An 11170-nucleotide genomic window follows, 5' to 3' on the forward strand; every position below is an offset into this window, starting at 1 on the left:
CCCCAACACCGGCGCGCTCGCCGGGGACAGGGAGGCGAAATTCATGTCAGTAAGGGGCCAAATCTTTACGTCCGCGATTGCGATCAGTGCGGCGCTGGTTTGCACACCCGCGGCCGCGCAGTCTGAGCAGCGCCGCGGTTATCAACTCGAAGCCCAGGATTTGGGTTCTGCATTGCGCGCGGTCGGGCGAACGTCGAACAGCGAGATATTCTTCGAGACGGAGATCGTAGACGGAAAGCGAGCGCCAGCCCTGAAAGGGCAATACACGCCCCGCGAGGCTGTAGAAGCTCTGATCCAAGGGACGAACCTCGTCATCCTCGAACGGCGAGGGGCGATCATTATCCGTGAGCGATTTCCCGCGTCGCAAGCGGCGGTGAACGATAGCAGCCGTCAAAGCGAGATTATCGTTACCGGATCGCGCATTCGCGGGGGCCCTGCGACGTCCCCCATCACGAGCATCTCTCGACGAGATGCGGAGCGGGCGGGTCAAACCGACCTCGGTCAAGTGATCCGCGATCTCCCGCAGAACTTCTCGGGCGGTCAGAATCCCACGATCGCGCCGACGGGCCAAGGCAGTTTTTCGAACGTCTCCGGTTCTTCGACTCTCAATCTGCGAGGTCTGGGCCCAGATGCGTCGCTGACGCTTTTGAACGGTCATCGCGTCGCATTCGATGCCATCAGTCAAGGCATCGATATCTCGGCAATACCGCTAGCGGCGATTGAGCGCGTTGATGTGATAACCGACGGCGCATCGGCACTCTATGGCTCGGACGCTGTAGCCGGCGTCGCCAATATTATTCTCAGGCGCAGCTTTGACCGGTTGTTCACTTCCGCGCGGATCGGCGCCGCGACAGAGGGTGGAGCCTTTGCGCAGCAATATAGCGCTGTAGGAGGTCCTTCGTGGAACGGTGGTAGCGTTATGCTCGCCGGCGACTTCTCCCGAACTGGCGAAATCAAAGGACGACAGCGATCCTATACCAGCAACCTTCTTCCCGACTCCACTGTCTTGCCCGGTCAAAAGCAATTGAGCATCGTCCTCGCAGGCAGGCAGGAAATCTCCGATAGAAGTGTCTTCGAGATTGACGGCCACTTTACGCATCGCACGACGGCGCGCTGTATTTCGCCGACCAGCGCCGCCGTTTCGATAAGCTGCTACCGGCAAGGGAGTGTTGTCGCCTCGGGCGTCGACAGTTGGTCTGTGTCCCCGGCATTCCGCTTTTCACTGCCCTCGGGTTGGAATCTGAATATCCTAGGAACTTACAGCCAGAGCAACAACACGATCTCGAATCTCACATATGCCGGCGGCGTCGAGACAATGCGCGCTTTGCCCAATTATGATAATAGCTTGAGGTCGGGCGAAGCTGGCGCAGAGGGGCCAATTTTTGGTTTGCCCGGCGGCGACGCAAGATTGGCCATCGGGGCGGGTTATCGCTCCAATCGTCTTCGCGTCGATTCTCGCCGAATTGTTGGTGGCGTTGAGGCGCCGATCGATGTTTTTCGTGAATCGCGCGAAGTCTTGTTTGGTTACGGCGAAGTGTCGTTGCCGCTGATTTCAGAGACAAATGCGGTCGCCTTCGCAAGCAAGCTGCAGGTGAATGGCGCAATCCGCATCGAGGATCATAGGGGAATCGACCGTGTTACGACGCCGAAGCTGGGGCTGATTTACGCGCCCATCAACGGGTTTGAACTCAAAGCAAATTGGGGCAGATCGTTCAAGGTTCCGACGCTCTTCCAGACGGGCCAAACGACGAATGCACAGTTGGTGCCGGGGTTCATTTTCAACCCCGCGCCCGCAAACGCCAATCCCGTGCTCTTGGTATTTGGCGGCAATAGGAACCTTCAGCCAGAACGTGCGACCACATTAAGTCTGTCATCGTCAATCGAGCCCGCGGGCCTCCCCGGGCTGAGGATCGACTTGGGATACTTCAGAATTCGATATGAAAATCGCGTCGCGGAGCCGATTTCTCCGGTGACAAGTGCATTGCGCCAGGTATTTGGCGACTTTGTAGCGCTCAATCCATCGGCGACAGACGTGCTCTCGATCGTCGACGGCCTTACCGGCACATTCGCAAATTTTACAGGCGCCCCCTTCGATCCCGGCGCGGTCGCAGCGATCGTCAACGATCAGCTCCAGAATATATCTCTGCAATCGGCCGAAGGTTTCGACGGATCGGTGAGTTTTCTCCATGATCTTGGAGACGACAGGACGTTGTCATTCAAGGGAGCGCTGAGCTACCTCGATAGCTCTCGGCGGATAACGACCGAACTTCCGTCCATGCCGCAAGCGGGCTTGATATTTCAGCCGCCACACTGGCGCGGAAGAATGAGCGCGAGCTGGGAGGAGGCCAATTTCGTTCTGAGTGCGTCCGGATCATTTGTTGGCGGCACCAAAGACAATCGATTCCAGCCGAGTGCGAGAGTGCAATCCTTTGTGACTTTCGACACTGTCGCGACGCTCCGAAGCGCGAGGGCGAGCGGCCCACTGTCGGGCACGAATTTGACCATCGCTATTCAAAATTTGTTCAATGAGAAGCCCAGCCTCATTCGAACGGTCGATCCGGCGGCATTCCGATATGACTCGATCAATCATTCGCCATTTGGGAGGGTAATAAGCCTGACGTTGTCGAAGGCTTGGTGACGTGTCGTTCCCAAAGCGCTTCGCCGCGACATTGGTGGCCGGGGCAGCGGGCGTCCTCCCACATTCCGCGCTCGCCGCCGATGTCTGCCCGAGATTGGCGCCACCAGCACAGAAGGAGATTCGTAGCGGTCTCGTCACGCCCGAGCTGCTTGCGCAGCTACGTGATATTGGGCCGGCGACGTTGCCAGACCGCCGCCGAAAGCTGTTCACCATATCGCCTGACGGAAAATGGGTGGCGTTTTTCCTCCATCGAGGATTTCCAAGCGAAAATGTGTACTGTGCCGGACTGGCTATTCTTTCGCTCGAGAGGCCGGCAAATGTTCGGATCCTCGATTTTAGCCGCGAACTCATCCGTGACGAACCGCCCAGATATGGTTGGGCGAAGTTTCCGATTGGAACTGCCGCGCCAGTTACGCCCCGTTGGGAACCGGCGGGGCGCTGGATCGCATATCTGAAACGCGAGCATGGTTTGACTCAGGTGTGGCGTGTCGATGTCGGCACGGGGGCTGCCAGTCAGGTCACGAATTCTCTCGTGAATGTTGATGACTTCCGGATTACTGAGGACGGACGAACGGTTGTTTATTCGTCCCGCCCAAAATTGCCCGAAAAATCAGCTGAGATTGATCGGGAAGGATTGAGGGGCTGGCGGTTCGATGCGCGGGCGTTTCCGGTGCGTGGCGCGAGGCCTCAGACGCCCGACGCGGATCGCTTCTTGGCGAGTGTAGATCTTGAAGAGGGGCGGGAACGAGAGGCGCGTGCCGATGAGGTCAGTCTGTTTGACGTAGCTCGAGGTCTTCCGGGAAACGCGACGGCGTATTCGAGAGCTGCTGGCGGCTCGGAAGCATGGGCGGAAACCATCGACACTCCACTCTTCCCTCCCCTCTATCGCTTGACGGCCAAACGCAACGAAAAGCCAGAACAGTGCCATTTCACGGCCTGCGAAGTCGATTGGTCCACTTCAGTCTGGTGGAATGACGATGGAACCAGGATTAGATTCACGCGCCGCGAAGGTTGGGCCAACAGCCTCACTGCCATTTACGAATGGATTCCGGGTCGAGGTGAACCAAAACGCGTTCTCCTCACCAGCGACGCGTTGATCGAATGTCAGCCGATCGCAGATGACCTACTCTGCCTGCTGGAGCGGTCGCAACGACCGCGCCATTTCGTGAGACTTCAGCTCGCTACCGGCCAAATCAAAGAGATCTTTGATCCGAACCCGGAGTTTTCGAACTTTTCGCTCGGGCGTGTAGAGCGCTTGAATTGGCTCAACGCTGAGAATGTGCCCTTTTATGGGGATCTGGTTTATCCCGTCGGATACGAGCCTGGCAGCCGCTACCCGATGGTTATCGTTCAATATCGGACCAAGGGATTTCTTCGCGGGGGTATCGGGGACGAAGTGCCGATCCAAGCGCTTGCTGGAAGAGGCTACTTCATCCTCAGCGTCGACAATCTGACGTATGAAGATATCGTCGGGAGAAAACAATCAATCGAGCAACTTGTAGCGGCCTTTAACAACAATTTCAGAGGTAGGCGGAGCATTTTATCGGCGATCGAAATCGCTACCCGTGGACTGATCGACAAGGGTCTCGTTGATCCGCAGCGTATCGGAATCTCCGGACTGAGTGATGGATGCACCACAGTTCAGTTCGCCGCGGCAAATAGCCAGCTTTTCTCAGCTGGTTCAGTCTCGGGCTGTGGATGGGAGCCCTTCCAAGACGCGATCTTAGGGCCAATGATCGCGCAGAACTATCACGAAAGCGGGTGGCCTCGTCTTGCGGACGCGAACCCTGAGTTCTGGTCAAAGATCTCCATCATCCATGACCCCCGACGCGTGAGATTTCCGTTTCTTTTTCAGGCTGCGGACAATGAATATCTAGCTATGGTCGGTAGCCACACGGCATTAGTTCAAGCCGGGATTCCCAGCGATCTCTACATTTTTCCTGGCGAGGATCACGTCAAATGGCAACCCGCGCACCGGTTGGCTGTCTATAGGCGCAATATCGATTGGTTTGATTTCTGGCTAAAGGGCTTGGTGCCGAGCGATCCAGCTCGGAAAGCAGAAGCCGAGCGGTGGTCGGAAATGAAGGCATCGTGGAAGAGGCCGATCCCAAAGTAGATTGCGATTATGCACGTGACCAATGTGCGGACCAGGCCTCTGCATCCAGAAGGGCCATGATCCGCGGGCAGTCATTCAGCCCATTCCCGCCGCTCGATCGACGGAGCGGCTCGATTGCAGAGCGATCGATTATCCCGTGCCCTGCCAGGCGCCCCTCGCATAGTCGATCGATTATTTGCGATCGATGCCGATCGATGAACTGCGCAATGAAGCCATCGGGGCTTCCCTTGCCCGCCCTTTCGATTACCTCGCGCGGCAGCACGGATGCAAACGCACGGCGAGCGACCGAACGATCGACGCCGCCCTCACAGGATTCCCACGACGGAATACTTAGGCACAGCTCAACGACCGGCTGAGACAGGAGAGGTGAGATCATTGGCATCGCGAGCTGCTTATCCCGATGCTCGACGTGGTTCATCGCCTGAAGAATCATCGCAACGTGACCGAGCTTTGCGAGCGGGGCGTCCCGTGGTGGACTTAGCCAGGGGTGCTCGACCGCCCGGCCTCGCTCGTCTGCGATAACATCCGGGTGCAAATAATCAGATACGGCGCTCCAGCGCATTTTCTTGGAACGCGAAAACAAAAGCCGGACGGTCTCGATCAATGCCTCACCGACGCCGGCTCCCGTGATCTGGCATATATCGCGCAGCGTGTTCATAACGCCGGGCGACAACCCTTCTTTACGGAATCGGTCCGCTAACGGTCGCGCGGAATGCGTAAGGTAGAACACATTGTCGCCGCCGGCTCCGACAAAGAAGGCATCGGCATTTTGTGTAGACGCGGCCTCACGGATTGCATGATTGTAGGCTTGTTCATGTGATTTGCCGCATGGGAATGGGATCCCTTCGGCAACAGACCTGTCCAAGTCGATGAGCCGGTCAATATAGGGCATCTCAATGAGCTCAGCCCCAAGGGCAGCACTAACCGCACGAGCATACTCCGTCTCGTTTCCGGTCGTGTCAGCGGTCGTCAAGGTCGTGCAAACAAAATCGGAGCCCGCGCCCGCGAGACATGCAGCGACTATTGACGAGTCCAATCCACCTGACAGCCCCACCAACGGCCGACTAAAGGATGACCGCCAAGCGGAAAACGTAGATCCGAGCACGCCTAAAAGGCGATCGGAACTCGGTCCGGATGCGCCGTTCGGCTCTATATGGTTCCAAGGATTCCACAGCGGCGTTGCCACCACTTTCGACCCGACGATCGAGAGTGCGCTTCCTGGGAGCAGCTGCATTATTCCTTCAACCGCTGTATGCTCTGAAGGAAGCTGGTGATGATAGAGGAAACGACTGACAGATTTCCAGTCGACCGAGCGGCCAACGACGCCCCAATCAACTAGAATTTCCGCGTCGGACGAAAATGCAATGACGCAGCCGGTCTGGCTCCAGTAGCAAGGGAGTCCCCCAGAGGGTTCGCGCACAACGTTGATGGCATTCCGGTTGATAGCGATGGCGACGAAGTTGCCCCAAAACTCGTTGACGAGGCGGCATCCTCCGCTCTCCATCACCGCCAATTCATCGTCATAGGACAAGGCTTTCAGCTGTTGTCCGGGCCCGCGAGCGCGAAACAGCTTGCCGATGACAAATCCACGGCCGTTTGCGACGGTGATGATGTCGTCAGGATCGTTCGTGAAAAGAAGGACGTTCCCTTCCTGGTGTCGCAGTGCAAGATCGGAACGCGAGCAAAATTCGTTGACGTCGTGATCCGACGGATGATTTCCGACGCATACAAGAAGGAGGTAAGAAAGGCGCACTATGCCACCAGAATGGGCATAAACATCCGGACTCTATCAGGCTTTTCATTGAGGACTGTGGCTCCGCGCTGCACCCAGCAATGCGCTGCAAACGGATCTGTCTGCACGCCCACGACGATCTCGGCCTGTAGTCCACGATTGCGACATGTGGCGACGAGCGCCAAGGAGCGCTCCAGACATCGATCATGGCTTCCTACCAGTAGGTCAGTAAACTCGAACGCCCGCAGGATGGTCGCGAGCGACGCTTCGGTGCGCGGTTGCTCAGTCTCAATCGCGTTCTTCTTGAGCCTAGCGACGATGCGCTGAAGAGGCCAACGCCTTAGTCGCCTCTTCCAGAGAAGCCGCGCCATCAATGCTCGGATGGTCTCGATAGGCGATATGGTGGCGCCACCGTCGTGCGTCGACGTCGGCAATATTGTCGTTACCGGTTTTGGTACGGCCGTGTTTTCGACCACCGCGAGAATCCCGCGCTGCGCCAGTTTCCTCAGCTGATGGCTATCGGCCTCGGACGGATCCTGCTCGGTGACCCAGCGATGAAATGCGTCGTGATTGCAGTCGGCGAGCGCAATGTACCGCCCCGAGTGAAGATCGAGAATGATTGTACGGCTTTCTGCGGAACAGAAGCTGAGCCCATCGCGAAGTGCGTAATTCATAAATCAGGATCGCCTGTAGGCGCGCGAACCTGAGTGAGATTCACGCGCCCAACGGCTTAGTCGTCCGAAAGACCGGCGCGGGGAAGCTGTCCGCCGACGCCATCGGTCAGAATCTCGCCGACACCTTTGGTTTCCTCGGTGACGGCGCCGAGATCGATGAGATCGTCATTCTGTTCGTGGTTCATGAGATTCTCTCCATTCGCTTTCGATCGCTGCGGAACGCAGCATTACGAATGTTAGTGAGGCTCTTCCTGATCAGCGACGCGATAAGACCCCAGATATGGAAGCGCTTTCGGGGGGCCGCCGGGTAACGTCGAACTGCTCGCAGGCGCAGCTTCATTATTATTGTGGAATCAATACGAAAGATCGTCGTGGTGAGGACTCCCGACGGCCGCGGCAATTTCAGTTGCGCGTCGCAGACGCCTGCGATGGTAAGCCCAAATCGACCGGACGAGGTCTGGCCATCGACCTTCTACGGTCAAGGCCTGCACCGCCCTAAGCTCGTCGGCCACGCCGTTGAGAACCGCGGGCTCCCTCAACCTCGCTACACTGAGTCGTTCACCAGCAGACGCGACCGCGCACGCAAGTTCGCTACTTGAAGATACTGCCGCAATTGCTGAAAACAGGCGAGCCGTAGCAGCCGCAATGCTGGCCGACGTTGTCGGCTCCGGAAGAGGATCGATGATCAACTGCATGGCTGGTTTCGCAACGATGCGTTTGGGATTCAGGGCGCTGCGAACGAGTTGGCCATGCCAAAAGTACAGGTCCCGCAGCTCGGCCACACCGACATTTGGTATTTCGTAGCCGCCCCCGGCATGCAGTGAGAGCAGGCGCTCGCCAACAAGCCGGGAAGCGGCATTCCGGATCGGCGTTACGCTCGTACCATAGTCATCGGCCAGCGATCGCTCGATCAGCGTGGTGCGCGGCGCGAAGCGGCCACGAAGGATATCGTCCTTCAGGAGCGCGTATACGCGAGACGCTGTGGCGGGGCTGGAAAGCATCATCGCGGAAACGCAATCTTGCCGTGACGATCGCTTGAAAACCCGATGCGATCGCGAAAGGAGGCGGGTTGGACAGGCATCCTATTCAGTTTCGCGATTCTTCTCATGGTATGTTGACCGCTCTTCTCCGAATAAATCAGCGGAAGCCGCGAGGTCAAAAGAAACAGTCCTCAATTCTGGAGCAATTCCCTCCGTTGAACTGCACTCTCCAACCAATTTCTATTCGGGCATTTCCCGGGCTTGCGCGACCGCCTCGTCCAGTCGGGCCAGCGCAAGTCCTATCTGCAATTGCACTTGCGCAACATCTACATGCAGTTGCTCGGCGATTGCTTCATATGGAAGCCCGTCCAGCGCGTGGGCGAGAAATATCTGGCGCATCTCCTCCGGCATGTCAGCTACGGCAGCTTCGAAGCTTCGACGACCCGGCGTATCTGCTCGGGCGGGAAAGACAGTCGAAATCTTCACCCAGGCGCGAACCCAGCTTGTTCCGTCCGGGTTGACCTCGATTACCCGCTCATCCTGATCAATTCGGAGGAACGATGTCGTCGCCCATCGTTCGCGAGCTTCCCGTATTGCTGGATGTGCGGGTGCCGTCAGACGCTTCAGTTCCTCTGCCACGCGTGCGGCGAGTTCTCGCTTTCGAGCCCGGCGCTGGAATCCCATCCCGACGAGTTTGCCGTCTTGCAGAGAATGGAGGAGTTGCTGGAGAAGCTCCGTTATTTGCCGGGTGATCATGATATGTGCCCTTCGGATCGACCGACCGTTCGCAAAGCTGTGCGGGTCAGCCTGGGATATGACGCGCGGTCACGGAACGCCGGGCTCGAACTCACTCGACATTCCACTGACCCGGTCTTTCGCTTCCCTCTCCCCTCCTTCGCGTCCATATGGACGCTGAAATCCTTGGGGGCCTGTCTCATCCGGTGATGCAGGCAGGGTGCGGTGGGGACTACATGACTGACGAATTTTCGCTCGATCGCTTTGTGGAGGTTCAGGGGCTCGCCTATGCTCCTGCGCTCGCCGAAATACGACGGGGTGCGAAGCGGACCCATTGGATGTGGTGGATATTTCCTCAGCTTGCGAAGCTAGGCCGCAGCTCGACAGCGCAGCAATTTGCGATTCACTCGGTGAAGGAAGCTCAGGCCTATCTGGACCATCCGATTCTAGGGCCACGTTATCTGGAATGCGTGACGGCTCTGCAGGACCTCAACACCAGCGATGCGGATGCAGTCTTCGGAGAGGTTGACGCTAAGAAGCTTCGCTCATCGCTCACCCTGTTCGAGCTAGCCTATCCACATCCGCTATTTGCCGCAGCTCTTGATCGTTGGTTTGGCGGTGTCCGAGACACGAGAACGTTGGAGTTGCTCGGTAAAGCATGACGAGGGCAAAGCACAGAACACCTCAGCCGGGCGATCCCATGTTCACCTTCACTGAGTTGGAGGGGCCGGAGGGCGGCGACCCCAGAACGTTAAGCTTCGCCAACGCCCAAGTCCAACCTCTGGATTTTGCGACTCTGCAATGCGCGAAGATCCATAGACCAGTGACGATTCCGCTCGTTTGGCGCGGCGGCACGCTGATCGATACGACGATCGAGGGACGTGCGCCCGGCGAAACCGTCAACGCATCGGCGACCCTTGAAAGTCCGTTCACGTCCAAGGCGATCGGCCTCGTAAAGGGAGGCTGGTTCCCATCGGCCTTTGCTGTGATGTATCAGAAGACCACGGTGCTGGTTGACCGCAATGTCGTCAGCCAGATCACCAGCCGCTTTGAAAACGGCAAGCGGCGCGGCAAGCAGGAACCCGATTTTATCGACCTGTTCGCGGATCAGCCCATCCGCATTAATCCGCTCCTTTTTGTTCTCGAAGGCAATCGCCGTACCATTCCGACGCCGGACGAGGCGGCGGCGCAACTCGCGGAGGTCGAGATGAAGCTACGCGCTGCTCTTCCCGAAGCGGAACTCGCCATCGGCCCCGACAGTTTGAAGGGCGCACTCGGACTCATCGAAGATTCAAGGGCATCTCTGGACTGCAAGCAGCGCTTTTTGCGCCACATCGCGCCCCGGATGATTTCGCCGGTAGCGCAGCGCGACGTCGAGGCGCGGTGGAAACAGATCATCGAGGCGGCCGACCTCCATTCGGTGCCGCGACAGTCGCTGGTCGTGCTGGCCGCTCTCAGCGCCGTCGCGGTGCCCAACGGTAAGAGCCCCGCCAAGCGGCTGCTCAAGTTCCGAAACGGGTATACCGAGGCTGACGCCTACAATGCGCTCGCCGATTTGCGCGCGATCGAACTTTTCATCGGATGCCACTGCCTGTTTCCGGAAGAGCCGATGCAGCTCTGCACCGGCGACAAGGATATGGCCTTGCTCTGGAGCGGACTTCAGGCTTCGAACTTCCGGCGAAGCGGAACAGGCTTCAGCTATGACATGGCACCTGTAGAGGGGCTGTTTCCAGAAAGCCTCGGGCTTTCGTGGAAAGATTTTATGGAAGAAGAGAAATGATGTTCTGCCCGTTGGCGATCGACTGGGGAAATGCCGCTGATTGGGCTTCGGCTATCGCGAGTTTCTGCGCAGTCGTCGCGGCGCTGTGGATCGCGTTCGGCCAGGAACGAAACGCCCGCAAGCTTCGGCGGAGCGCAAAGAACGAGGAGCACGCGCGCTCGGCGCATCTTATCAGCGAAGTGATAAGACTGACTGCCGAGATCGAGGCGTTCGCGAACGCGGGCGCGATGTTCGCGGAGACGGGAGGAGGCCGGAATGGCGGATTGGTTTCCCATAGTCAGGACATAGAAGGCGCTCGTGCCCAGTTGTCGGCGCTTCAGCATTATCCTCAATCCGACCCGCGTATCTTCGGCGAGATCGGTCGCATCATCCGAGAAAGTGCTCTTCCTTCCGATTTCTTGGCCAGCAGCATTTCCTTTCAAGCGCTCGTCTGCCGCGGTCTAGCCGAAAGGCTGGCGCCCCGCCGCGCGATCCTTGCGCAGCTGCTTTCATCATCATCCTGAGGCGTCGATCCA

General features: G+C 58.0%; 10 protein-coding genes. 5 read left to right on the forward strand and 5 right to left on the reverse strand.

The window, feature by feature from the left end; translation table 11 throughout:
- Positions 1 to 43 precede the first annotated feature (43 nt).
- Together OVY29_RS21095 and OVY29_RS21100 are read left to right on the forward strand one after the other, a co-directional pair.
- Positions 44 to 2638: a TonB-dependent receptor gene (locus OVY29_RS21095; RefSeq protein ID WP_313912155.1), complete on the forward strand. Its 2595-nt coding sequence runs from the start codon at positions 44 to 46 to the stop codon at positions 2636 to 2638.
- Position 2639: 1 nt separating this feature from the next.
- Positions 2640 to 4754: an Atxe2 family lasso peptide isopeptidase gene (locus OVY29_RS21100; RefSeq protein WP_313912156.1), complete on the forward strand. Its 2115-nt coding sequence runs from the start codon at positions 2640 to 2642 to the stop codon at positions 4752 to 4754.
- A 7-nt stretch (positions 4755 to 4761) separates the two neighbouring features.
- Here the strand turns inward: OVY29_RS21100 and OVY29_RS21105 are convergent, their stop codons facing one another.
- The 5 genes from OVY29_RS21105 to OVY29_RS21125 all read right to left on the reverse strand — a co-directional run bounded on the left by OVY29_RS21105 (position 4762) and on the right by OVY29_RS21125 (position 8896).
- Entirely contained in the window at positions 4762 to 6507 is a 1746-nt protein-coding gene (locus OVY29_RS21105; protein ID WP_313912157.1) for an asparagine synthase-related protein, read from the reverse strand.
- Positions 6507 to 7160: a lasso peptide biosynthesis B2 protein gene (locus tag OVY29_RS21110; protein WP_313912158.1), complete on the reverse strand. Its 654-nt coding sequence runs from the start codon at positions 7158 to 7160 to the stop codon at positions 6507 to 6509. The genes OVY29_RS21105 and OVY29_RS21110 overlap by 1 nt, the downstream gene beginning before the upstream one ends.
- Positions 7161 to 7216: 56 nt before the next feature.
- Positions 7217 to 7345, reverse strand: coding sequence for a benenodin family lasso peptide (locus OVY29_RS21115; RefSeq protein WP_148309302.1), 129 nt, complete (start codon positions 7343 to 7345; stop codon positions 7217 to 7219).
- A gap of 168 nt (positions 7346 to 7513) precedes the next feature.
- Positions 7514 to 8164 carry a GntR family transcriptional regulator gene (locus OVY29_RS21120; RefSeq protein ID WP_313912159.1) on the reverse strand — a complete coding sequence of 217 codons (651 nt, stop codon included), beginning with the start codon at positions 8162 to 8164 and terminating at the stop codon, positions 7514 to 7516.
- A 216-nt stretch (positions 8165 to 8380) separates the two neighbouring features.
- Positions 8381 to 8896, reverse strand: coding sequence for a sigma-70 region 4 domain-containing protein (locus OVY29_RS21125; protein WP_313912160.1), 516 nt, complete (start codon positions 8894 to 8896; stop codon positions 8381 to 8383).
- 215 nt (positions 8897 to 9111) lie between these two features.
- On the opposite strand from OVY29_RS21125, the gene OVY29_RS21130 reads away from it, so the two are divergent.
- The 3 genes from OVY29_RS21130 to OVY29_RS21140 are packed head-to-tail and all read left to right on the forward strand — an operon-like array spanning position 9112 to position 11158.
- Complete coding sequence (locus tag OVY29_RS21130) at positions 9112 to 9537, forward strand: DUF1810 domain-containing protein (protein WP_313912161.1); 426 nt, start codon at positions 9112 to 9114, stop codon at positions 9535 to 9537.
- A gap of 38 nt (positions 9538 to 9575) precedes the next feature.
- A complete protein-coding gene (locus OVY29_RS21135) occupies positions 9576 to 10655 on the forward strand; it encodes a hypothetical protein (RefSeq protein WP_313912162.1) in 1080 nt (359 codons plus the stop codon).
- Positions 10652 to 11158, forward strand: coding sequence for a hypothetical protein (locus tag OVY29_RS21140; RefSeq protein ID WP_313912163.1), 507 nt, complete (start codon positions 10652 to 10654; stop codon positions 11156 to 11158). Before OVY29_RS21135 ends, OVY29_RS21140 begins: the two co-directional genes overlap by 4 nt.
- The last annotated feature ends 12 nt before the right edge of the window (positions 11159 to 11170 follow it).

The organism is Sphingopyxis sp. SE2, from assembly GCF_032227185.1.
Taxonomy (GTDB): Bacteria; Pseudomonadota; Alphaproteobacteria; order Sphingomonadales; family Sphingomonadaceae; genus Sphingopyxis.